Raw genomic sequence first — 21,769 nt, 5'->3', positions numbered from 1 at the left:
CGCGGCGGTGCTCGCGCTCGGCCCGGCGGCCGGGTGCGCGCCGTGATCAGCTACCCGGCGCGGGGGCACGGCGACTGGCGGGTGGCCGGCGGATCGTCCCGGACCGCCGGCCGCGGCGGCTCGCTGCTGCGCTACCGGGTGCTGGTCGAGAAGGACATCACCGGCGTCGCCACCGCCGCGTTCGCCGCCGCGAGTGGGCCGGCGCCGGTCATGCAGCAGCAGACCTTGGGACTGCACGGGTGGGTCTGACCACGAGCGATCCTCTGTCAGGAGAACCATGCACAGCCACCGCCTCAGCGCCGCTGCGACCCACCGCCGCTGGGCTTTCGTCCTCACTCTCGCCGCCGCGGCCATCGCCGGCGGCACCCACCTGATCTCCTGACCGGTCCCCTACGGCGACGGCACCTCGTCGTCGTAACTGCCCGACGGGCCCGCGTACCGCTCGCCGTCCCGGTACGGCCACGCGTTGGCCGTACACCCGTGCAGGCCGAGCGTCTGCTGCTGCATGACCGGGGCCGGTTCACCCTTCCCGGGGCAGCGTTCATGACCGTGCCCGAGGCGATGCCCGACCTCGTGATTGACCATGTACTGGCGATAGACCGCGAGCGGCGCGCCGTAGTGCGGCACGCCGTGCGCCCAGCGGGCCACGTTGAGCACCACCCGGGCGCCGTTGCGGCACGACGTGTAGCCGTCCGGGACGTCCTGGCACAGCTCGTCCCGGGTGCTCGGCGTGACCAGGAAGATCGTGAAGTCGTACCGGTCACCGGGGCCGACCCGGCGCAGTTGCCGGACCCCGCCGCCGGACCAGCCGCGCGGATCCTCCAGCGTCCGCTGCACCGCGGCCGCGAACCCGGCGGTCGAGACCCCGGTGATGTCCCGCTCGACCCGCACCCGGTAGCGCAGCACGGTGCCGCGGGGCGGCTCGGGGCGCTGGGCGGCGGCCGTGCGGAACCGGCCGCCGCCGCGCTCCGGATACCGGACCCGCGGTGCCGTGCGCAGCGGCGCCTTGGACACCTCGGGCGACGCCGACGGGCTCACCGGCGCGGCCGCCGGCGCCGCCACGGTGGGATCCCCCACCGGGCCGCAGCCGGCGAGCAGCAACGTCAGGACCAGCACCGCGGTACGGCCACCGGCGCGCGACATGGGACTTCCCTTCGGCAGGCAACAGGTGTTGTGCGAAGGGAAGGACTGCCGGGGGCCGCGGAAGGTTGATCTACCGGGCCGTCAACCTTTTCGGGCCGTCACTCGTCTCAGGCGGGGCGTGCCGGGCGGTGTGCACGGCGAACGGGGCCAGGCCGACCTCGGCGCGGCGCTCGTCCATGCCGTCCGGGTCCTGGATCGGCCATGGCACCGGGGCACCGTCGGCCACCCCGGCGATCTGGGTGCCGTAGACCTGTGGACGGCCCTCGTTGACCAGTACCCGGTCGCGCAGCATGGCCAGCGCGGACGGGTCGGCCTCCCCCGCCGCGACGGCTGCGCTCAGCAGGGTCAGCACCCGGCGTTGCAGGTCGAGCTGCTGGTCCGCGTGCTGGGCGATGAGGAACGCCCGGCGCGCGGCCTCGGCGCCGACCAGGGTCACGGTGGGCCAGCCGTACGCGTCCAGGATCTCGGCGAGGCGGTCGGCGTTGCGCACCGTGACCCGCCGGTGCGCCAGCCGCGCGGCCGGGTCCCCGCCCAGCGCGCCGGCCTGCAGGTCGCGGTCCTCATCGGTCAGGATGATCAGTTCCCGGGCGAGGTCGTCGTTCGTCATGGGCGTCAACGCTAGGACGCGCGACATGCGGGACAGGGGGGAACCACCCGCGGGCCCGCCGGCGGCACTCTGCGATGATTCATACCGTGGCCGGGACAGCCTCGCGGGCCTCGTCGTCACTGTGTTTCCCGGCCGAGCGAGCACCCGTGCGCTCGGCCCCGATGCCCGCCGCGACCACGAAGGCGATGCCCGCCACCGGCGCCCAGCCGGGCACCTGACCCAGCACCAGCAGGCCGATCAGCAGCGCGAGGGCCGGCTCGAGGCTCATCAGCGTGCCGAAGGCCGCCGTCGTGAGCCGGCGCAGCGCCAGCATCTCCAGGGCGAACGGCACCACCGGCAGCATGATGGCCAGGCCGAAACCGGCGAGCAGCAGCTGCCAGGTCATCTCCCCCAGCACGGCCGGGCCGGCGACCACGGTGGCCACCAGCGCGGCGACCGGCATCGACACCGCGAGGCCCTGCAGGCCGGCCACGTCGTCCCCGACCCGCTGGGTGAGCAGGATGTACGCGGCCCAGCACACCGCCGCGGCCAGCGCGAAGCCGACCCCGACCAGATCGATGCCGCCGTGCCAGGGCTCGGTCAGCAGCACCACGCCGACCGCCGCCAGCGCCGGCCACAGCTTGGTGCCGCGCCGGCCCCGCACCACGGCCACGCCGAGCGGGCCGAGGAACTCCAGCGCGCTGGCGGTGCCCAGCGGCAGCCGGGCGATGGCCGCCATGAACAGCATGGTCACACCGGCCGTGACCACGCCCAGGGCGACGGTGGTCAGCAGGCTGGCCCTGGTGAACGAGCGCAGCCGGGGCCGGACGAGCACCAGCAGGATCACGCCGGCCCAGGCCAGCCGCAGCCACGCCGCGCCCTCCGCGCCGATCTGGTCGAGCAGGCCGACGGAGACGGCGAGACCCAGCTGGACGAGGACCATCGACGCGAGCGCCATCGACGCTCCGGTCCGTGCTTGTGAACGCATGCCGACCAGTACAACCCCGGGACACCGTTCACGTCCACGTGCCGATGGTGGACATACCGTTCAGGACTGGCTGACAATGACGGGATGGACACCCGCCGCCTGCGGTTATTGGTGGAACTGTCGCGGCTGGGCTCGATGCGAGCAGTCGCCGACGAGTTGCACATCACCACCTCGACCGTGTCGCAGCAACTCGCCGTGCTGGCCCGCGAGGCCGGTGCGGTGCTGATCGAGCCGGACGGCCGGCGGGTCCGGCTCACCCCGGCCGGTCAGCGCCTGGCCGGGCACGCGGTCACCATCCTGGCCGCGGTCGAGGCGGCCCGGCTCGACCTGGACCCGCAGGCCGAGCCGGCCGGCGCGCTGCGGGTCGCGGGCTTCGCCACCGCCGTACGGCGGTCGCTGCTGCCTGTCGCGGCCACGCTAGCCGCCACCCACCCCCGGGTCCGTCTGCTGATCCACGAGCACGAGCCGTTCGAGGCGTTCGAGCTGCTCGCCCTGGACGCCGTGGACCTGGCCCTGACCTACGACTACAACCTGGCCCCGGCCGCCTTCGACGCCGGCCTGGAGTCGGTGCCGCTGTGGGAGATGCCGTGGGGGCTCGCGGTGCCCCGCGACGACCCGGGCACCGACTTCGCCGGGTTCGCGGGCCACGACTGGATCGTCAACTCCCGCAACACCGCCGACGAGGACGTGGTCCGCACGATGGCGTCGCTGGTCGGCTTCACACCCCGGATCGTGCACCGCGCCGACAGCCTGGACCTGGTGCAGGACATGATCGTCGCCGGGCTGGGGGTCGGGCTGCTGCCGATGGGGACCGCCACGCTGCCCGGCGTACGGCTGATCGCCCTGACCGGGGTCGAGGCCCGGCTGCGCTGCTACGCCGTGACCCGGCGCGGCCGCGCCACCTGGCCACCACTGGCCCTCGTGCTGCGGATGCTGTCCGACAGCTGACCAGTCCCGGGCCCGGACGACGGCGAGCACCACGTCGTCGTCGGTGCCGCCCGCGAAGTGCCCGAGCAGGTGGTCGCAGATCTGCTCGGCGTTCATCGCGGCGCAGCCCCGCAACACCTGCGTCAGCTCGGCCGGCCCCGGTGCGGGCCCGGGTGCCCAGCAGCCGTACGGCACCGTTCGGGGCGACCAGCACCGGCGGCCGTGGCGCGGTGCTCGCCTGCCGGACCCGGGTCCGGTGCAGCCCTTGGGCCAGGGACGCACCGAGCAGCCGGAAGAACCGCAGGTATTCCTCGTCGACGGCGAGGTGCGGGCTGACCGGGCTGACCAGTACGGCGTCGGAGCGGTCCCGGTCCGCCCCGGTGAGCCGGATCCGGGCGATCCGGCCCTCGGTGGTCTCGACCGCCAGGTCGCGCCCCGCCCGGCCTGCACGACTTGAGCATCGGCCCGATGGTCGACCAGATCCCGGCGAAGACCTTCGCGCCCGGCGCGCCCACGGCCGCCGGACGCTTGTCGCCGATCATCGGCACGTACGCCTCGTTGTAGACGAGGACGTGCTCCGGACCCCAGACCAAGGTCACCGGCGCCGGGTGTGCGGGGTCAGATCCAGGGCCGCCCAGTCGACGCGCCGGTACGCGTCCCGGCAGCAGCGAAGGGATCGTTCACTTGGAGAATGTAGCCGGGTCGCGATCACTCACCGCGGCAGGCAGGCAGGCCTGGTGATCGCGGCCGGTCAGCCCGCGCGGCGGCGGGCCCGGCGGGCCGCGAGCTCGTCACCGGCGGCCGGCTCGGCGTCCAGGCCGGTGCCGACCGGCTGCGGGCCGGCGGCGGGCTCAGCGGGCAGGTGCGACAGCGAGCCCTGGATCTCCTTGAAGGCCCCGCCGATGGCGATGCCGAAGACACCCTGACCGCCCTGGAGCAGATCCACGACCTCCTCCGGCGACCGGCACTCGTACACCGTGGTGCCGTCGGAGATCAACGTGATGCCGGCCAGGTCGTCGACGCCGCGCGAGCGCAGCGTCTCGATCGCCTTGCGGATGTTCTGCAGGGAGACGCCCGCGTCCAGCAGGCGCTTGACCACCTTGAGGACGACCAGGTCACGGAACGAGTAGAGCCGCTGCGTGCCGGAGCCGGAGGCGTCGCGGATGCTGGGCACCACGAGCGTCGTCCGCGCCCAGTAGTCGAGCTGGCGGTAGCTGATGCCGACCGCCTGACAAGCCGTCACTCCGCGATACCCGGTATCGCCGTCCTCGCCGACAAGCGGACCCTCTTCAGAGTCTGACTCGTGCACGCGACTACCTCCCCGCTGCGCGGTGCCGCTTCACCTGGACTTCACGAGCGTATAACCCAGCGAGCCACGAAACAGGGAGGTAATGCTGCGACACGCCGCGTACGGACGACCGGACCTGTGGTGATCGTCGATGCGCGGATCAGCCCGCGAAGTCCTCCGGCCGGACCTGGTCGAGGAACTCGCGGAACTTCTCGACCTCGTCCTCCTGCTCGTCCGGGATGACGATCCCGGCCTCGGTCAGCACCTGATCGGCGCACCGGATCGGCGCACCCACCCGCAGGGCCAGGGCGATCGAGTCGCTCGGCCGCGCGGACACCCGCAGGTCGTCACCGATCAGCAGATCCGCGTAGAACACGTTCTCCTTGAGTTCCGTGATCTCGACGGCCTTCAGCGGCGCCTCGAGCGCCGCGAGGATGTCCCGTAGCAGATCATGGGTCAACGGCCGGGCGGGCTTGACGCCCTGCTGCTCGTACGCGATGGCAGTTGCCTCCACCGCGCCGATCCAGATCGGCAGGTACCGATCGCCGTCGACCTCCCTGAGCAGGACGATCGGCTGGTTACTGGGCAGCTCCACCCGAACCCCGACCACGCTCAGCTCGCGCACCGCCCGCCTCCGTGTCGCTTCGTCGTGCCGCCCCGTAAGGCCACCGCCGCCCCGCAGGGCAACGCGACCATCAGGCTGTTTCCCGCCTATCCTGCACGGTACACGGACGCTCGGGACCGAGCGCCACACGATGCCCGTGTCTGTGGGGTTACCCCGGCCACCCGCGGCAAACCGGCCACCCCGTGCCTCACCGTCCGAGAGTGTCCCGCAGGCCCGCCCGTACCAGCGCCGCGTGCAGCCGCTGGGACAGAGCCTGCAGCTCGCGCGCCGTCTCGGCGGCCCGGGCCCGCGCGGCCGGGTCGTGCTGGCGCATCAGCGGCGTCAGCAGCTGGGCGAAGAGCCCGACCTCCCGGTCCGCGCCGGTCCGGAACGCGCGCAGGTGCCGCAGCTCCAGGCCGTGCCGGACCAGGCCCACCACGGCCTCGACGATCACCACGGCGTCGCCGTCGTACCAGCCCGGCGGCCGGGACAGCACCAGGCCCATCTGCTCCAGCTCGGTGAGCATCTGCTCGGCGATACCGGTGCGCTCGACCAGGTCGGCCCGCGACACCCGGGTGTCGGCGGCGTCCGCCGGCACCTCGGCCTCCGAGCCGACCGCCACCAGCGACGGGCGCCGGTGCGACAAAGTGTCGTCCCCGCGCTCCTGCGCCTCGAGCTGCTCGCGGATGACGCGCAGCGGAAGGTACTGGTCCCGCTGCGCGGTCAGGACGAAACGCAGCCGCGCCACGTCGTTCCACGAGTACTTGCGGTAGCCGGAGGCGGTGCGCTGCGGGTCCACCAGCCCCTCCGCCTCCAGGAACCGGAGCTTGGAGATGGTGGTGTCCGGGAACTCGGTGCGCAGCTGGGCCAGCACCTCCCCGATGCTCATCAGCGCAGCGTCACGTTGACCCTGGGCCCGAGACCCGGGGTCGTGCGCGGCCGCCCCCGACGGGTTCACGCCCCGCTTCCCTCGCCCTCCGGCCGGGGACCGGCGATGAAGACCAGCCGGAACTTGCCGATCTGGACCTCGTCCCCGTTGCTCAGGGTGGCCGACTCGACCCGCTCACGGTTGACGTAGGTGCCGTTGAGCGAACCCACGTCGCGCACCGTGAAGGTGCCCCCGTCGCGGTGGAACTCGGCGTGCCGGCGCGAGACCGTCACGTCGTCGAGGAAGATGTCACTGTCGGGGTGTCGGCCACTCGTGGTCACGTCATGGTCCAGCAGGAACCGCGCACCCGCGTTGGGGCCGCGGCGCACGACCAGCAGCGCCATCCCGGGGGGCAGCGAACCGGACATCCGGCTCGGTACCACGTCGGTCTCGGGGCCCTCGAGCACCTCGTCGAGCGCACCGAGGTTCAGCGTGGACGTGACGTCGAGCGGGGGGAACTCGTCGTCTGGGCGCGTCATCGGACCACCTCACGGATCTGTTTCGGTCGCCGCCCGACGACACGGGGTGAGCGAGCCGGACCCGGGTCCGGAGCGCAGCGCCCCCCGCCGCTGCCCGGAGGTCCGGACGGCACGACTATCGGTATGAGAAAGGAATTGCAGATTTCTCCATGTGCCCCGCGAGCCTAGTCAGCGCCGAAATGGCGGGCAACCAGACGCGCGGGCGATCAGCTGTCGGTCAGCGCCTTGTAGGCGTCGGCGTCCAGCAGTCCGGCGATCGCCGCCGGGTCGTCCGGGGCGATCTCCACGAGCCAGCCGGCCGCGTACGGCTCGGCGTTGATCAGCTCCGGCTCGTCGGCGAGACTGCCGTTGCGGGCGACCACGGTGCCGGCGATCGGCGCGTAGATCTCCGAGACACTCTTCGTCGACTCGATCTCGCCGAGCTGGTCGCCGGCCTGCACAGCCGTACCCTCGTCGGGCAGCTGCACGAAGACGATGTCGCCGAGCGCGTCCTGCGCGAAGTGGGTGATGCCCACCCGCACGGGCGCGGTGCCGTCACCGGACACCCACTCGTGCTCGGCCGTGTACCGCAGGTCCTCAGGAATCACGCATTCCTCCGTTGACAAGCGCGCCCGCTCACGAGACCGGACGCGCGTACTGCAGGCTGGTGGGCTGACGCACCGCGGTCACCTCGACCGCCGTGCGTTGCTCCATGGTCACGTTACCGCCGGCCTGGCTCACCGAAGCGACCACCCCACCGGGGATCTGCAACGCCGTCTGCATCGTCGACGGCACGCCGATCACCCACAGCGTGTACGGGCCACTGAGCTGCTTGCCGTCGACGATCACCTGACCGCCGTCACCATCGACAAAATAGGACGAAGCCACGATCCGTACGGCGACACCGTTGTCGCCGATGATCTCCATCACCTCACCGCCGGCGCCGCGCAGTTCCTGCACGGCGTTCAGAATGGCGGAAGCCTTGATCGGCTGGCCCTTGGGGTCGATCGAGATCTTCAACCCGGGACCCCGCGCGGGCAGGGTGCCGGAGAGCAGCCCGAGCTCATCGGCCCGCTTCCCGGCCTCGGCGAGCGCGGCCTGCCGCCCGGCGACCCCGGAGGTCAGCTGCCGCTGGCTCTCCTCCAAGGTGTTGATCTCCTGCTGCAGGCGCTGATCGCGCGCCTCGAGGTCACTGAGGATGCCGACCAGGTCCTCCTGGCGGGCGGTGGCCAGCCCGGCGTCCTGGTCATTGCTGCGCAACTGCACGACGAGGGTGAAGCCGAGCAGGGCGAGCAACAACCAGATCAGCGCGCCGGCCGACGAGAGTCGCCGCCCGGCAGGGGCCTTCTCCTTGTCCGGTACGGCGGCAGCACCTGTCACCGGTTCGGGTGAGTCATCCGGAGTGCCGCCTTGGGAGTCGGCCCGCGAATCCTCGTCGTCGGCGGCCGCCGCGGCGCGGGCCATGCTTTCCTGCCACCGCCCGGGCGTGTCGCGCTCGGCGTCGCTGGTCGCCGACACGCTTCCGCCGGGGTGATCGGCAGGTTCGTGGTGCTCGGCTGGGTCGTTGTGCTCGGCTGGGTCGTCGGCGGGCCAGGACGGGCTGTCCGACCACCGGCCCGGGTCGGCCGGGGAGCTCTGCCACCGCTCCCGCGATTCGATCGCCGGGTCTCCGGAGGCGTCGGCGGCCCCCGCCGCATCCCAGGACTGCTCATCCTGGGGTGCCGGCGGCGCGTCGTCGGGGTCGGGCCGGCTCTCGTCGTGCCGGGTCGGCGGTGGTCCGTCGGCGCGATCAGTCCAGGCCTGGTCATCGCCTTGCGGCGGCGCGTCGACCTCCCACGGCCGGTCGCCCAGCCCACCCGCGGCGTTCGCCCACGACTCGTCATCGTGGTCTGCCGGCAGCTGATCGCCGCGTTCGGCCGACGGCTCATCGACGGCATGGGGTCGGGACCCGGCGCCGTCCTCCGTCGACGGCCCGTCGGCGGAATCGGGCCGGCGCGGGTTGCCATGGGATGCCGAGGCGTCGTCGGTGACCGGGGTCGCCCGTGGCGTCCGCGTCGTCCCCGGCGCGAAGAACGGCGGTTGCAGCCGCATGGTGGACCCGCCGTCGAACGACCGCCTCCGCGGCGGCTCGCCGGCAGCCGGGCCCGCATCGAGGGAACGCGGCTCGACCTGCACCGTCGGCTCATCGTCGACGGCCGCGGGTGGCGGCGTCAACAGGGTCGTGGCCTCGTCATCGGGCCCGTCCGGCCGGGACACCACGGTGATGTCGTCGCCGGCCGCAGCGACGCTGTCAGCCGGCGCGCTTCCTTGCTGCTCCGGCGGCTCGTGTGAGTCCGTCGCGGGCGGTGACAGCATCGCCCCGGCGAGGCGAACCGTCGGGCCGTCAGCGGACAAGGGCGCGTGCGGGTCGGCCGTCGCATAGGGATGAGGAGCATCCTCGGCCGCCGGCTGTCTGCCGGCAGCAGGCATCCCGGGATCCCCGAGAGCCGACGGCCGGCCGGCGCGACGCCGCTCACCGGCCTCCCGCTCGGCCGCGGCACCGCCGGACGAAGACCGGTCGTCCGGCGCAGACGCGGACGGGGGCCGGTCGCCGCTCACCGGCTCACCCGTCGGCCGGTCGGGCCGCTGAACCGCGGACTCCGGCTGCTCGCCGGACGCCGGCCCGGTCGCGGGCCAGTCGCCGGACACCGGCCCGGTCGCGGGCTGGTCAGGCTGCTGATCAGGCCGCTCGCCGGACGCCCGCCCGGTCGCGGGCCAGTCGCCGGACACCGGCCCGGTCGCGGGCTGGTCAGGCTGCTGATCAGGCCGCTCGCCGGACGCCGGCCCGGTCGCGGACGGGCCGGGCCGGTCATCACGCCGGTCTGGCTGCTGGTCGTCGGTCATCGCCGCCCCTACGCCCGGAACAGGTGCCGGCGGATCGCGGCCACGTTGCCGAAGATCCGGACGCCGAGCACCACCACGACGCCGATCGAGAGCTGGCCGCCTACGCCCAGCTGATCGCCCAGGTAGACGATGATGCCCGCGACCAGCACGTTCGAGATGAAGGAGACCACGAACTGCTTGTCGTCGAAGATCCCGTCGAGTTTCGCGCGCACGCCGCCGAACACCGCGTCCAGCGCGGCCACGACCGCGATGGGCAGGTACGGCTGCAGCGCGATCGGCACCGTCGGATGGAACACGATGCCGAGCACGACGCCGGCGATCAGGGCGAGTACGGCGATCATCAGCCGCCTTTCGACTCTTTGCTGGACGGGGTCGGGACACTGGACGGCGGCACGGACGGCGAGGCCTGCCGCAGGTTCGGCTCGGTGGCCGCGTCCAGGGTGACGTCGTTGAGCTCGGCCACGTCGTACGAGATGCCGAACTTGGTGTTGAGCGCGCGGAAGAAGCGGCCCGCCGGACCGTCGCGGAACTTACCGGCCAGGTTGTCCGGCCCGATCGCGATCACCTGGTACGGCGTGGTCACCGGCCGGAAGTCGACCAGGATCGCCTCGCCCGCCTGCCGGATCGTGGAGGTGGCGGTGAGCCGCTGGCCGTTGACCGCCACGGCTTCCGCACCGGCGGCCCACAGCGCGTTCGTCGCCACCTGCAGGTCGGTGTCGCGGACCCGGGCCTCGCTCTTGCGTTCGCCGGTCAGCGGGTCGACCGGCATCGGGCCGTCACCGACGGTGACCCGGGCGCCGGGGCCGCGTACGGGGGCCAGCCCGGTCTCGGCCTCGAGGTCACGCAACCGGGCCACGGCCGCCCCGCCGAGCTGTTTCTCCCGCAGCTCGGCGACCTCGGCGCGGAGCCGGTCGGCGCGGGCCTGCAGTTCGGCGGTCGCGGTGCGGCGGCTCTGCACCTGGTCGACGAGGGTGTCGCGGGCCTGGCTGCGGGCCGGCTCGGCGGCGGTCGTCTCCTGGTAGGCCACGACCAGCAGGAAGCCGAGCGCCACCAGGGTCAGCGCGCTGATCGCGCTGACGATCCGTTTCGGGGTGCCGGTGCGACCCTCCCCGCGGGCCTTGCGGGCGGCCGCGTCGGCGTAGCCGGGGTCGAGGGGGTTCTGGAACAGCTCGGTCAGGAAGTCCGGGGCGAACCGGCGCTGGCCGTCGCCGCCGTCGGGCGAGGTCATCCGGCGACTGCTCCGCTCCGGGTCTGTTCGGCCCGGTCGGCGCGCAGCAGCGCGCGGGTCTGGGCCAGGTAGAGCACCGCGGCCGCCCAGTACAGGCCGAGGGCCCACCAGGCCAGACCCCAGCCGATCGGCGCGACGACCGCGTGGATAGACGGTACGGCCTCGGCGAGCAGCAGCAGCGGCAGCGCACCGAGCAGCACGAACGTGCCGGTTTTGCCGACGTAGTGGACCGGCGGCGGCCCGTACCCGTGGCGGCGCAGCACCAGCAGGGCGACGGCCAGCACGGCCTCGCGCAGCAGCAGGGCCACGGTCAGCCACCAGGGCACGACCTCGCGCAGGGTGAAGCCGATCAGGGTGGCCAGGATGTAGAGCCGGTCGGCGAACGGGTCGAGCAGCTCACCGAGGCGGCTGACCGAGTTCATCCGGCGGGCCACGTAGCCGTCGACCCAGTCGGTGGTGCCGCCCAGGGTCAGCACGATCACCGCGGCGACGTCGTGCTGCGGGCCGAGCAGCAGGTAGAGGAAGAGCGGCACGCCGAGCAGCCGGATGAAGCTGATGACGTTGGGAATCGTCCAGATCCGGTCGGAGGCGGTGATCGCCGGGGTGCGTCCGGGCGCCGGGGAGCCGGGCGTCACCTGCGCAGGCTGCTGCGACATCGCGCCCCCTCTCCCCCTGCCGGCCGCGGGACCCCACCCGCGGACGTCGTGCGCCGCCCCGGTGGGATCGTCCGCTGCCGACCCCCCGGTCGGCAGGCCGGACACGCCGGGCCGGTCACTCGCGAGCCACTATAACCAGCCCCGTCGTTGTCCCGGTTCACCCCGGGCCGGACCGTGCGCGGGCCGTTGTGCGGGACACACCCCCTAGACCGTCCTAGGAAGGATGGGTCCCGCACTTCTCAGCGTTTGCCGCGGCGGCTACGGACGTAGTCGTTGACCACGTAGCGGCCGAGCTCCGAGACGTCCGGGCTGAAGACCCGGCCCCCGCTGCGCTTGGCCACCGCGTCGACGAAGCGGCGCAGCCCCGGGTCCTCACCCAGCATGAAGACGTTCAGCGTGGCGCCGTAGCGGGTGAGCAGGTCCACCTCGCGCACGGTCAGCTGCACCGTCTCCGGCAGCGTCGGCCAGTTGAAGTACGCCTGGCCGTCGTCCTCCAGGTGGGCCGTCGGCTCACCGTCGGTCACCACCAGCACCACCGGCTCGGCGCCCGGGTGCCGGCGCAGGTGCCGGCCGGCCAGTTTCAGCGCGTGCTGCAGGTTGGTGCCCTGCACCATGTCCGGCTCGATCGCCGCCAGCTCGCCCTGCGACAGGCTCATCGCGTACCGGCCGAAGCCGATGATCTGCAGCGAGTCCTGCGGGAACTGGGTGGCGACCAGGTGCGACAGGGCCAGCGCGGTCTGCTTCATCGGGCCCCAGCGGCCGTCGGCGAACATCGAGTACGACAGGTCGACGCACAGGGCGACCACCGCCGACGCCCGGCGTTCGGTCTCGGCGACCTCGAAGTCCTCCGGCTCCAGGCGCACCGGCAGCGTGCCCACTCCCCCGCCGGCGCGGCGGCGGACCGCGTTGCCGATGGTGCGGACCACGTCGAGCGGCTGCTCGTCACCGAACTGCCAGCGCCGCGACGACCCGATCAGGTCCCCGGCCGCGCCCGCGTCCCGCAGATCGTGCGAGCCGCGCTTCTTGCTGGACAGGTCGGAGAAGACCTGCGCCAGCGCGGTGCGGCCGAGCCGGCGCAGCGCCTTGGGTGACAGGGTGAGGCCGTCCTCGTCGCGGGTTACCCAGCCCTGGCGGCGCAGCTCCCGTTCGAGCTCGCGCAGCCGGCGCACGTCGGCGGCGGCACCGCGGCCGAGCTGGCGCTCGACCGCCTCGACGTCGACATCGTCCAGCGTCGCCCCGGGATGCTCCTGGCCGAGCTGCTCCAGCAGGTCGTCGAGCTCACCCAGCTCGCCGAGGGCCGCGGTGGCGTCGCCGTAGCCGAGGTCCTCGTTGCCGCGCATCCGCTCGCCGCGGTTCCAGTTCAGCTCCGGCCGCAACGCGCGCAGGTTGTCGGTCAGCTCGGACAGCTGGCCGCGCAGCGGCCCGTCGCCGAGGGCCTGGTCCATGAGCTGGGCCAGCTCCTCGCGCTGCTGCGGGCTCAGCGAGCGCATCAGCCGCTCGGCCGCCGCGGCCCGCCGGGCCAGGGAGTCGACGAGCTCGTCGATGGTCGCGGGGTGCTCCGGGAAGAACTCGCCGTGCTTGGCCATGAACTGCTGGAACGCGTCGTCGGTGTCCTCGCCGCGGGCGTGCTTGCCGAGCAGGTCGTTGAGGTCGCCGACCATCTCGGCGACCCGGGCGTCGGTGGCCGGGTCGCGGCCCCGCAGCGCGTCCTTCATGCCGGCGAAGCGCTGCTCGACCACCTCGCGCCGCAGACCGTCGAGGATCTGCTGGTACGTCGCCCGGGCCTCGTCACTGGCCCAGTCGTAGTCGGACAGCTCCTGCACAGCCTGGGCCGTGGAGCGCGGCAGGTTGTCGAGCACCGCCTCCTGGAAGCGGGCGTCGTCGCCCTCCCGCCCGCGCAGCTCGTCGCGTTCGGCGGCGACGGCCTGGTCGAGCAGCTGCTGAGCCCGGGTGACAGCGCCGTCGAGGTTGCCCCGGCGCAACGCCTCACGCCGCATCCGCCGGGCCCGGGCCTCCAGGTCGTCGAGGCCCCGGCCGTCGCGGGGACCCCGGCGCAGCAGGTCCCGCAACGCGTCGCGCAGATTGTCGCCGCCGAGCACCCGCTCGCCGACCTCGTCCACGGCCGCCCGCACGTCGTACGGCGGCGCGAGCGGGTCGGGCCCGTCCCGCCACACGCCGTACCGGAACCGGTTACCGGCCATGGCCGGGCCCGCTCTCGGGGAGGAAAACGCACATGTCAGCTCCCGTACAGGGTGCGGCCGTCGTCGGTCAGCTCCTTGGCCAGCCGGCGGGTGAGGTGCAGCCCTTCCAGGACGAACTCGACGCCGGACGCCGCCTGCCCGGGACTGGGCGCGTCACCCAGGCCGAGCCGGTCGAGCACCTTGGCCAGGCCCGGCACCGTGCCGATCTGGCCCAGCAGCTCCTCGGCCGAGACCAGGTCACCGGTCTCGATGATGGCGCCCTCGGCGACCAGGTCGGTGAAACCGGACAGGTCGAGGCCGGCCAGCCGGGCCCGGAACGTCTCGGCGGTGGCCAGGCGCAGCAGGTGGGCGAGGATCTCGGTCTCGCGTCCCTCCTCGCCGCTCTCGAACTCGACCTTGCCGCGCAGGGTGCTGGTCACCGAGACGGTGTCGCAGATCCGGGCGACGGCCTCGCGCTCGTTCTTGAGCCCGGCCCGGCGCAGCGCGGACGCGGCGACCGTCTCGGCCGCGGCGATGGCGAAGCGGGCCGAGATGCCGGAGCGGGAGTCCACCGCCGGCGAGTCGCGGACCGCGCGGGTGTAGCGGGCCAGTACGTCGATCAGGTGGTCGGGCACGTGCGCGGCCAGGGCCGCCTCCTGCCGGATCAGCGCCGTCTCCAGCTCGATCTCGAGCGGGTAGTGGGTGCGGATCTCGGCGCCGAAGCGGTCCTTGAGCGGGGTGATGATCCGGCCCCGGTTGGTGTAGTCCTCCGGGTTGGCCGAGGCCACCAGCAGCAGGTCCAGCGGCAGGCGCAGCTGGTAGCCGCGGACCTGGATGTCGCGCTCCTCGAGCACGTTGAGCAGCGACACCTGGATGCGTTCGGCCAGGTCGGGCAGCTCGTTGACGGCGAAGATGCCCCGGTTGGTCCGCGGCACCAGGCCGAAGTGAATCGTGTCCGGGTCGCCCAGGGCCCGGCCCTCGGCCACCTTGATCGGGTCGACGTCGCCGATCAGGTCGCCGACGCTGGTGTCCGGGGTGGCCAGCTTCTCACCGTACCGCTCGGAGCGGTGCAGCCAGGAGATCGGCAGCAGATCGCCGGTCTCGGCGGCCAGCCGCCGGGTGGCCGGGGTGAGCGGCTGGTACGGGTGTTCGCGCAGCTCGGAGCCCGTGATGTAGGGCGTCCACTCGTCGAGCAGGTCGACGAGGCCGCGGATGAGCCGGGTCTTGCCCTGGCCCCGCTCGCCGAGCAGCACCATGTCGTGGCCGGCGAGCAGCGCCCGCTCGACCTCGGGCAGCACGGTGTCGTCGTAGCCGACGATGCCGGGGAAGCGTGGCGCGCCGCGGCGCAGCCGGTCCAGCAGGTTGTCGCGCAGCTCCTCTTTGACCGTGCGGAACTCGTGGCCGGAGGCGCGGAGCTCGCCCAGTGTGCGGGGAAGATCGGTCGGAGGTGTGGGGACGAGCTGTGTGGAAGCTTCAGTCACTTCGGAAACGCTACTCCGGACCTGTGACAAGTGACCAAGGCCGCGGCCAGGCCCGCGGAATTGGCTCTGGCCGGGCCCGGCCGGGCGGCGGGACGCTGAGGGACATGAGCACAGAGTTGATCAAAACCGCCGACATTCTGAGGTACGCCGCGTTCAGCGCGGACCCCGCGGGCGGTAACCCGGCCGGCGTGGTCCTGGCCGCGGGCACGCTGTCCGACGCCGAGATGCTGGCGATCGCGGCGGAGGTCGGCTATTCGGAGACCGCCTTCCTCACCGAGGACCGGGGCTCCGGGGTGTACCGGGTCCGCTACTTCAGCCCGCTGGCCGAGGTGCCGTTCTGCGGGCACGCGACCGTGGGCACGGCGGTCGCGCTGGCCGACCGGCACGGGCCGGGCACCTACGTGTTCGTCACCAACGTCGGCGAGGTGCCGGTGGTCGTCGACGATCAGCGGCGGGCCACCCTGACCAGCGTCGGCGCCCGGGTGGCGGAGCTGGCCCCCGAGGACCTGGCCGCCCTGCTGGCCGCGCTGCGCTGGGACGCGGGCGACCTGGACCCGGCCCTGCCGCCCCGGGTCGCGTACGCCGGCGCGTACCACCCGGTGATCGCGGCGGCGACCCGGCAGCGGCTCGCCGACCTGGACTACGACGTGCCGGTCCTCAAGGCGCTGATGGAGGCCAGGGGCTGGACCACGGTCCAGCTCGTGTGGCGCGCGGCCGAGGACCGGTTCGACGTGCGCGACCCGTTCCCGGTCGGCGGGGTCTACGAGGATCCGGCCACCGGTGCCGCCGCGGCCGCGTTCGGTGGTTACCTGCGCGACGAGTGGCTGGTGCCCGGCGACGCGGTGGTGCAGCTGTCGCAGGGTGACGACCTCGGGCGGCCGGGACGGCTCACCGTGACGCTGACGCCCGGCGAGGACGGCGTACGCGTCAGCGGCACGGCGGTGCCCATCCCGGGGTAGCGCGCCCGATAGAGTCGGGCCCCGATGAGCGCCACGATGATCGTCAAGGACCTCGCCGCGGGGCACGGCGACCGCACCCTGTTCAGCTCCCTCGACCTGGTGGTCGCCCCCGGGGACGTGATCGGGCTGGTCGGCGTCAACGGGGCCGGGAAGACCACGCTGCTGCGTACGCTGGCCGGGTTGTTGCCGGTCGAGGCCGGCACGGTGTCGCTGAGCCCGCCCACCGCGAACGTCGGCTATCTGCCGCAGGAGCGGGAGCGGCGCGCCGGCGAGACCGTGCGGGACTTCCTGGCCCGGCGCACCGGCGTCGGGCCGGCCCAGGTCGCCATGGACGCCGCCGCCGAGGCCCTGGCCGAGGGCGCGCCCGGCGCCGACGAGACCTACGCGACCGCGCTGGAGCGCTGGCTCGACCTGGGCGGCGCCGACCTGGACGAACGCGCCGCGGCCGTCGCCGCCGAGCTGGGGCTGGGGGTCGCGCTGGAGCATCCGATGACCGCGCTCTCCGGCGGTCAGGCGGCCCGGGCCGGCATGGCGTCACTGCTGCTCAGCCGGTACGACGTGTTCCTGCTCGACGAGCCCACCAACGATCTTGATTTGGCAGGGCTGGCCCGGCTGGAGGAGTTCGTCACCTCGCTGCGGGCCGGCACGCTGCTGGTCAGCCATGACCGCGAGTTCCTCACCCGTACGGTCACGGCGGTGCTGGAGCTGGACCTGGCCCAGCAGCAGGTCCGCCGCTACGGCGGCGGGTACGGCGCCTACCTGGAGGAACGCGACCGGGCCCGGCGGCACGCGCGCGAGGACTACGAGGAGTTCGCCGACAAGAAGGGCGCGCTGCAGGAGCGGGCGCAGATGCAGCGGGGCTGGATGGAGCACGGCGTGCGCAACGCGCGGCGCAAGGCCAAGGACAACGACAAGATCGGCCGCAACGTGCGCGCCGAGTCGACCGAGAAGCAGGCCGCGAAGGCCCGGCAGACCCAGCGGATGATCGAGCGGCTGGAGGTTGTGGAGGAGCCTCGCAAGGAGTGGGAGCTGCGGATGGAGATCGCGGCCGCGCCCCGCGCCGGGGCGGTCGTGGCGACCTTGCGCGACGCCGTCGTGCGCCGCGGCGACTTCGTCCTGGGCCCGGTGACCCTGCAGATCGACTGGGCCGACCGGGTGGCCATCACCGGGGCGAACGGCGCCGGGAAGTCGACGCTGCTCGCCGCCCTGCTCGGCCGGCTGCCGCTGGAGGCGGGCTCGGCGGCGCTGGGGCCGGGCGTGGTTGTCGGTGAGGTGGACCAGGCCCGCGGGTTGTTCCTCGGCGACCAGCCGCTGATGGCGGCGTTCGGCGAGGCCGTGCCCGAGATGCCCGATGCCGAGGTCCGTACGCTGCTGGCCAAGTTCGGCCTGCGGGCCGCGCACGTGCTGCGCCCGGCGGACACCCTGTCACCCGGGGAGCGGACCCGGGCGGCGCTGGCACTGTTGCAGGCCCGCGGGGTGAACCTGCTGGTGCTGGACGAGCCGACCAACCATCTCGACCTGGCCGCGATCGAGCAGCTGGAGACCGCGCTGGCCGGCTATCCGGGCACGCTGCTGCTGGTCACCCACGACCGCCGGATGCTCGAGGCGGTGCACACCAACCGCACCTTCGAGGTCGCGGACGGCACAGTCACTAGCTGAGCCCGCGTGGCTCGCTGATCGGGCTCTCGTTGCCGGAGCGGTCCAGGCCGCTGAGGCAGTACTGCGCGGCGGCCGGCGGCGGGGCCGGGTCCTGGACCTTGGTGCCGCTGCGGCCGGTGGCGACCAGCTTCGCGGCGGCGCCGTCGACGCGGTAGAGCGCCCAGCTCGCCGGCTCGGCACCGGTGCCCGCCTGCCAGTCGAGCTCCACCGGTCCCGCGGCGGTCCGGCGGGCGCCGACGAGCCGGGGCGCGCCGGGTGGCTGGGCGGGCAGCTGCGCCATCGTCGGCAGCAGGGCCGGGGCGGCGTAGTGGTTCTTGCGGTAGCGGGTGACCGAGCCCAGCCGGTCCGCGCGGATCTGCTTGGCGCTGAAGTGCACGCTGCCCAGCACGCCGTACTTGTCGTTGAGGGTGAGCTGGCGGTCGATCTGGTCCGGCTGCTTCCACGGGCCCTTCTCGCCGACGCGGTAGTCGCCCTGCCCGATGTAGAGCTGCACCCGGGTGCCCTTGACCAGCTCCGACCACCAGGGCAGGGCCTTGGTGTAGTCGGCCTTGTCGAAGCCGATCGCCCAATACAGCTGCGGCACGATGTAGTCGAGCCAGCCCTCGCGGACCCACTTGCGGGTGTCGGCGTAGATGGAGTCGTAGCTCTGCAGCCCGTGGGTGTCCGAGCCGGCCTCGTCGGTCTCCTGGTTGCGCCAGATCCCGAACGGGCTGATGCCGAACTTGACCCACGGCTTGAGCTGCTTGATCCGCTGGTTCATCTCGCGGACCAGGGTGTCGACGTTGGCCCGGCGCCAGTCCCCGCGGCTCTGCGACTTGTCGGCCCGCCGGGCGAAGCTGGCGTCGTCCTTGAACTCGTTGCCCCCACCCTCGGGGTACGGGTAGAAGAAGTCGTCGAAGTGCACGCCGTCCACGTCGTACTTCTGGACGGCCTCGAGCATCGCGTCCTCGACGAATTTGCGGGCCGCCGGGATGCCCGGGTCGAAGTACAGCCGCGCGTTCTTGCCGTCCGGGTAGGAGATCGCCCAGTCCCTGTGCTTGATCAGAGGATGGTTCGGGGCCAGCTTCCTGAAGTCGGCGCCGGGCCCGGACGGGGCCGGCTGGGTCCCGCGGTACGGGTTGAACCAGGCGTGGAACTCCAGGTTGCGGGCGTGCGCCTCGCTGATCATGAACTCCATCGGGTCCCAGCCGGGCGACCTGCCGTCCCGCTTGCCGGTCAGCCACTCCGACCAGGGCGCGTACGCCGACTCCCAGAACGCGTCGCCGCTGGGCCGGACGTGCACGAAGATCGCGTTGTGCCGCATCGAGACGGCCAGGTCCAGCCAGGCGCGGTACTCGGCCTGCACCTTCTCCTTGCTCAGGCCGGGCCGGCTGGGCCAGTCGATGTTCATCACCGTGGTGAGCCACATGCCGCGCAGCTCCCGGGTGGCGCTGACCGGCACGCCCGCGCACCGGCCCGGGGTGCCGGCGGCCGGCCCGACCCGGGCCGCGCCGGGGGACGCCTGCTTACCGGCGCCGGGTGGGTCGTAGGTGGCCGCCCGGAGCAGCCCGATGCCGAGGACCGACACCCCCAGCAAAATGGCAACCACAAGGACCACGGTGGGCCGGACGGGGGGACGGCGCATCGGACCAGTGTGCCTGGTCCTACCCTCAGGCCATGAACGTGGTCGTGGTGGGGGCGGGAATCGCCGGGCTGGCCTGTGCCCGGAAGCTGGCCGCCGGCGGTGCCGCCGTCCGGGTGCACGAGCGCGGCCGGGTCGTCGGCGGACGGCTGGCCAGCAAGCGCCTGAACGGCCGGTACGCCGATCTGGGCGCGGCGTACTTCGTGGCCGACGACCCGGATTTCGCCGCCCTGGCCGAGTCGTGGCGCGCGCGGGGACTGGCCCGGCCCTGGACCGACAACCTGGCGGTGTTCCCGGGCGAGCCGACGACCGGCCCGATGCGCTGGGCGGCGCCGGGCGGGCTGCGCTCGCTGGCCGCGGACCTGGCCGACGGGTTGGACGTCACGCTGAGCAGTGAGCTGAGTGCGCTGCCGGACGACGCGGACGCTGTGGTGCTGGCCATGCCGGGACCGCAGGCGCTGCGGCTGGACCCGCCGGCGGCCGTCGCCGAGGCGGCCCGGGCGCAGGTGTGGGAGCCGGTGCTGGCGGCCGTCTGCACGTACGAGAAGCGGTCCTGGCCGGAGCTGCACGGCGCGTTCGTCAACGGCCACCCGGTGCTGGCCACGATCTTCGACGACGGTGACCGGCGCGGCGACGCCGCGCCGGTGCTGGTGGCCCACTCGACGCCCGCTTTCGCCCGGCCCCGGCTGGCCGACCCGGGCGCCGCGGCCGGGGAGCTGGCCGCGGCGGTCAACGACGTGCTGGGCCTGACCGACCGGCCCGAGGTCCACGTGCACCGGTGGACCTATGCCCAGCCGGCACCGGGCACGCCGTCGTTCGCCACCGACGGGCGGGTGTGGCTGGCCGGGGACGCCTTCGGCAAGCCGCGGGTGCAGACGGCCTGGCTGTCGGGGCGCGCCGTGGGCCGGGCGATCCTGGCTCAGAGCACCGAGCGGTAGACCTCCAGGGTGTCCACGGCGATCCGGGACCAGCTGAAGTGCTCCACCGCGCGGCGGCGCCCGGCCAGGCCCATCTCGGCGGCCCGGGCCGGGTCCTTGAGCAGCTTGGTCATCGCGGCGGCCAGGTCGGCGATGAACCGCTCCGGGTCGACCGGGGTGCCGCTGCCGTCGGTGACCTGCTCGATCGGCACCAGCAGGCCGGTCTCGCCGTCGGCGACGACCTCCGGGATGCCGCCGGTCGCGGTGGCGACCACGGCCGTCTCGCAGGCCATCGCCTCCAGGTTGACGATGCCCATCGGCTCGTAGACCGACGGGCAGACGAAGACCGTCGCGTGCGTGAGCACCTGCACGACCTCGTGCTTGGGCAGCATCTCCTGCACCCAGATCACCCCGGCCGCGTCCCGGGCGTTGCGCAGCTGGATCGCCAGGCCCTCGACCTCGGCGGCGATCTCCGGGGTGTCGGGCGCGCCGGCCAGCAGCACGATCTGGGTCTCCGGCGGCAGGTCGTGGCAGGCCCGCATCAGGTACGGCAGGCCCTTCTGCCGGGTGATCCGGCCGACGAAGACCACGCTCGGGCGGTTCAGGTCGATGCCGAGCCGCTCGATGACGTCGGTGCCGCGGTTCGGGGCGTACTGCTCGGTGTCGATGCCGTTGTAGACCACCCGGATCTTGTCCGGGTCGACACTCGGGTACGCGGTGAGCACGTCCCGCTTCATGCCCCCGGAGACTGCGATGATCGCGTCGGCGCCCTCGATGGCCGTCCGCTCGCAGAACGAGGAGAGCGCGTAACCGCCGCCGAGCTGCTCGGCCTTCCACGGGCGCAGCGGCTCCAGGCTGTGCGTGGTGACCACGTGCGGGACGCCGTACAGCAGTTTGGCGGTGTGGCCGGCGAAGTTCGCGTACCAGGTGTGGCTGTGCACGATGTCGGTGCCGTCGCAGCCCGCGGCCATCTCCAGGTCGACACCCATGGTGCGCAGCGCGGCGTTGGCCCCGGCCAGCTCGGCCGGCTCCGGATAAGCCGTCACGCCCGGCTCGTCGCGGGCGGCACCGAAGCAGTGCACCCGTACGTCGGTGAGGGGGCGCAGATCACGCGCCAGATACTCCACGTGCACCCCGGCGCCGCCGTACACCTCCGGCGGATACTCCCGGGTGAGCAGGTCGACGCGCAGATCCCTACCGCTGGAGGTCGAACGTGAGTCGGTCACGTGTCGCAGAATAGTCTCATCCCGGCCGGCCGGCGGG

Annotated in this window: 22 protein-coding genes; 6 read left to right on the top strand and 16 right to left on the bottom strand. The window is 73.2% G+C overall.

Translation table 11 applies throughout. From position 1 onward, the window contains the following. Window positions 1-42: 42 nt before the first annotated feature. The gene (locus tag ACZ6S4_RS34670) at window positions 43-249 is read left to right on the top strand and encodes a hypothetical protein (RefSeq protein WP_465478951.1); all 207 of its coding nucleotides are present in this window, start codon (window positions 43-45) and stop codon (window positions 247-249) included. A gap of 141 nt (window positions 250-390) precedes the next feature. Here the strand turns inward: ACZ6S4_RS34670 and ACZ6S4_RS34665 are convergent, their stop codons facing one another. From ACZ6S4_RS34665 to ACZ6S4_RS34655, 3 genes are all read right to left on the bottom strand, one after another. After that, window positions 391-1,143, bottom strand: a complete 753-nt coding sequence (locus tag ACZ6S4_RS34665) for a DUF3152 domain-containing protein (RefSeq protein ID WP_465478950.1) — start codon at window positions 1,141-1,143, stop codon at window positions 391-393. Between the two features lie 70 nt (window positions 1,144-1,213). Continuing rightward, window positions 1,214-1,750 (bottom strand): DUF6624 domain-containing protein, encoded by a 537-nt coding sequence (locus tag ACZ6S4_RS34660; protein WP_465478949.1) that lies wholly within the window; start codon window positions 1,748-1,750, stop codon window positions 1,214-1,216. Window positions 1,751-1,829: 79 nt separating this feature from the next. Further along, window positions 1,830-2,717, bottom strand: coding sequence for an EamA family transporter (locus ACZ6S4_RS34655; RefSeq protein WP_465478948.1), 888 nt, complete (start codon window positions 2,715-2,717; stop codon window positions 1,830-1,832). Window positions 2,718-2,801: 84 nt separating this feature from the next. Between ACZ6S4_RS34655 and ACZ6S4_RS34650 the strand changes: the two genes are divergently transcribed. Beyond that, entirely contained in the window at window positions 2,802-3,665 is an 864-nt protein-coding gene (locus tag ACZ6S4_RS34650; protein WP_465478947.1) for a LysR family transcriptional regulator, read from the top strand. Between the two features lie 43 nt (window positions 3,666-3,708). Next, window positions 3,709-4,101, top strand: a complete 393-nt coding sequence (locus ACZ6S4_RS34645) for a hypothetical protein (RefSeq protein ID WP_465478946.1) — start codon at window positions 3,709-3,711, stop codon at window positions 4,099-4,101. 294 nt (window positions 4,102-4,395) lie between these two features. On the opposite strand, the gene ACZ6S4_RS34640 is transcribed toward ACZ6S4_RS34645, so the two are convergent. The 11 genes from ACZ6S4_RS34640 to ACZ6S4_RS34590 form a co-directional block, all read right to left on the bottom strand. After that, window positions 4,396-4,953, bottom strand: a complete 558-nt coding sequence (locus tag ACZ6S4_RS34640) for a MerR family transcriptional regulator (RefSeq protein WP_360552254.1) — start codon at window positions 4,951-4,953, stop codon at window positions 4,396-4,398. A 139-nt stretch (window positions 4,954-5,092) separates the two neighbouring features. Then, window positions 5,093-5,557, bottom strand: a complete 465-nt coding sequence (locus ACZ6S4_RS34635; protein WP_125804926.1) for a bifunctional nuclease family protein — start codon at window positions 5,555-5,557, stop codon at window positions 5,093-5,095. Between the two features lie 187 nt (window positions 5,558-5,744). After that, window positions 5,745-6,425 (bottom strand): transcriptional regulator FtsR, encoded by a 681-nt coding sequence (gene ftsR, locus ACZ6S4_RS34630; protein ID WP_360552256.1) that lies wholly within the window; start codon window positions 6,423-6,425, stop codon window positions 5,745-5,747. Between the two features lie 65 nt (window positions 6,426-6,490). After that, window positions 6,491-6,943: an oxoglutarate dehydrogenase inhibitor Odhl gene (gene odhI / locus ACZ6S4_RS34625; RefSeq protein ID WP_023362861.1), complete on the bottom strand. Its 453-nt coding sequence runs from the start codon at window positions 6,941-6,943 to the stop codon at window positions 6,491-6,493. 206 nt (window positions 6,944-7,149) lie between these two features. Further along, on the bottom strand, window positions 7,150-7,530 hold the full coding sequence (gene gcvH / locus ACZ6S4_RS34620; RefSeq protein WP_465478945.1) for a glycine cleavage system protein GcvH: 381 nt from the start codon (window positions 7,528-7,530) through the stop codon (window positions 7,150-7,152). A gap of 28 nt (window positions 7,531-7,558) precedes the next feature. Then, window positions 7,559-9,805: a DUF881 domain-containing protein gene (locus tag ACZ6S4_RS34615; protein WP_465478944.1), complete on the bottom strand. Its 2,247-nt coding sequence runs from the start codon at window positions 9,803-9,805 to the stop codon at window positions 7,559-7,561. A gap of 8 nt (window positions 9,806-9,813) precedes the next feature. Next, on the bottom strand, window positions 9,814-10,146 hold the full coding sequence (locus tag ACZ6S4_RS34610) for a small basic family protein (RefSeq protein WP_360552264.1): 333 nt from the start codon (window positions 10,144-10,146) through the stop codon (window positions 9,814-9,816). Further along, a complete protein-coding gene (locus ACZ6S4_RS34605; RefSeq protein WP_465478943.1) occupies window positions 10,146-11,033 on the bottom strand; it encodes a DUF881 domain-containing protein in 888 nt (295 codons plus the stop codon). Before ACZ6S4_RS34605 ends, ACZ6S4_RS34610 begins: the two co-directional genes overlap by 1 nt. Then, a complete protein-coding gene (locus ACZ6S4_RS34600) occupies window positions 11,030-11,689 on the bottom strand; it encodes a CDP-alcohol phosphatidyltransferase family protein (RefSeq protein WP_465478942.1) in 660 nt (219 codons plus the stop codon). The genes ACZ6S4_RS34605 and ACZ6S4_RS34600 overlap by 4 nt, the downstream gene beginning before the upstream one ends. A 239-nt stretch (window positions 11,690-11,928) precedes the next feature. Next, window positions 11,929-13,890 (bottom strand): vWA domain-containing protein, encoded by a 1,962-nt coding sequence (locus tag ACZ6S4_RS34595; RefSeq protein ID WP_465478941.1) that lies wholly within the window; start codon window positions 13,888-13,890, stop codon window positions 11,929-11,931. A 35-nt stretch (window positions 13,891-13,925) separates the two neighbouring features. After that, window positions 13,926-15,350, bottom strand: coding sequence for a sigma 54-interacting transcriptional regulator (locus tag ACZ6S4_RS34590; RefSeq protein WP_465478940.1), 1,425 nt, complete (start codon window positions 15,348-15,350; stop codon window positions 13,926-13,928). Between the two features lie 104 nt (window positions 15,351-15,454). Between ACZ6S4_RS34590 and ACZ6S4_RS34585 the strand changes: the two genes are divergently transcribed. Both ACZ6S4_RS34585 and ACZ6S4_RS34580 read left to right on the top strand, forming a co-directional pair. Continuing rightward, window positions 15,455-16,309 (top strand): PhzF family phenazine biosynthesis protein, encoded by an 855-nt coding sequence (locus tag ACZ6S4_RS34585; RefSeq protein ID WP_465478939.1) that lies wholly within the window; start codon window positions 15,455-15,457, stop codon window positions 16,307-16,309. A 24-nt stretch (window positions 16,310-16,333) separates the two neighbouring features. After that, a complete protein-coding gene (locus tag ACZ6S4_RS34580) occupies window positions 16,334-17,968 on the top strand; it encodes an ABC-F family ATP-binding cassette domain-containing protein (protein WP_465478938.1) in 1,635 nt (544 codons plus the stop codon). Here the strand turns inward: ACZ6S4_RS34580 and ACZ6S4_RS34575 are convergent. Continuing rightward, on the bottom strand, window positions 17,961-19,592 hold the full coding sequence (locus tag ACZ6S4_RS34575) for a glycoside hydrolase family 10-like protein (protein ID WP_465478937.1): 1,632 nt from the start codon (window positions 19,590-19,592) through the stop codon (window positions 17,961-17,963). The genes ACZ6S4_RS34580 and ACZ6S4_RS34575 overlap by 8 nt on opposite strands. A 32-nt stretch (window positions 19,593-19,624) precedes the next feature. Here ACZ6S4_RS34575 and ACZ6S4_RS34570 point away from each other — a divergent pair, with 32 nt between their 5' ends. Beyond that, window positions 19,625-20,527, top strand: a complete 903-nt coding sequence (locus tag ACZ6S4_RS34570) for an NAD(P)/FAD-dependent oxidoreductase (protein WP_465478936.1) — start codon at window positions 19,625-19,627, stop codon at window positions 20,525-20,527. Here the strand turns inward: ACZ6S4_RS34570 and glgA are convergent. Next, entirely contained in the window at window positions 20,509-21,732 is a 1,224-nt protein-coding gene (gene glgA, locus ACZ6S4_RS34565) for a glycogen synthase (protein ID WP_465478935.1), read from the bottom strand. The genes ACZ6S4_RS34570 and glgA overlap by 19 nt on opposite strands. Window positions 21,733-21,769: the final 37 nt, after the last annotated feature.

Source organism: Actinoplanes sp. NPDC051405 (assembly GCF_055586185.1).
Note: the sequence above shows the minus strand (reverse complement) of the source record. Positions and strands in the feature narration are given on the sequence as shown.

Excerpts from the sequence above, each read along its gene's own strand:
- ACZ6S4_RS34595 (WP_465478941.1), bottom strand. The coding sequence starts at position 13,890 with ATGGCCGGTAACCGGTTCCGGTACGGCGTGTGGCGGGACGGGCCCGAC.
- ACZ6S4_RS34665 (WP_465478950.1), bottom strand. The coding sequence starts at position 1,143 with ATGTCGCGCGCCGGTGGCCGTACCGCGGTGCTGGTCCTGACGTTGCTG.
- ACZ6S4_RS34570 (WP_465478936.1), top strand. The coding sequence starts at position 19,625 with ATGAACGTGGTCGTGGTGGGGGCGGGAATCGCCGGGCTGGCCTGTGCC.
- ACZ6S4_RS34585 (WP_465478939.1), top strand. The coding sequence starts at position 15,455 with ATGAGCACAGAGTTGATCAAAACCGCCGACATTCTGAGGTACGCCGCG.
- ACZ6S4_RS34575 (WP_465478937.1), bottom strand. The coding sequence starts at position 19,592 with ATGCGCCGTCCCCCCGTCCGGCCCACCGTGGTCCTTGTGGTTGCCATT.
- ACZ6S4_RS34605 (WP_465478943.1), bottom strand. The coding sequence starts at position 11,033 with ATGACCTCGCCCGACGGCGGCGACGGCCAGCGCCGGTTCGCCCCGGAC.
- ACZ6S4_RS34650 (WP_465478947.1), top strand. The coding sequence starts at position 2,802 with ATGGACACCCGCCGCCTGCGGTTATTGGTGGAACTGTCGCGGCTGGGC.
- ACZ6S4_RS34615 (WP_465478944.1), bottom strand. The coding sequence starts at position 9,805 with ATGACCGACGACCAGCAGCCAGACCGGCGTGATGACCGGCCCGGCCCG.
- ACZ6S4_RS34600 (WP_465478942.1), bottom strand. The coding sequence starts at position 11,689 with ATGTCGCAGCAGCCTGCGCAGGTGACGCCCGGCTCCCCGGCGCCCGGA.
- ACZ6S4_RS34660 (WP_465478949.1), bottom strand. The coding sequence starts at position 1,750 with ATGACGAACGACGACCTCGCCCGGGAACTGATCATCCTGACCGATGAG.
- ACZ6S4_RS34655 (WP_465478948.1), bottom strand. The coding sequence starts at position 2,717 with ATGCGTTCACAAGCACGGACCGGAGCGTCGATGGCGCTCGCGTCGATG.
- ftsR (WP_360552256.1), bottom strand. The coding sequence starts at position 6,425 with ATGAGCATCGGGGAGGTGCTGGCCCAGCTGCGCACCGAGTTCCCGGAC.
- ACZ6S4_RS34580 (WP_465478938.1), top strand. The coding sequence starts at position 16,334 with ATGAGCGCCACGATGATCGTCAAGGACCTCGCCGCGGGGCACGGCGAC.
- odhI (WP_023362861.1), bottom strand. The coding sequence starts at position 6,943 with ATGACGCGCCCAGACGACGAGTTCCCCCCGCTCGACGTCACGTCCACG.
- ACZ6S4_RS34610 (WP_360552264.1), bottom strand. The coding sequence starts at position 10,146 with ATGATCGCCGTACTCGCCCTGATCGCCGGCGTCGTGCTCGGCATCGTG.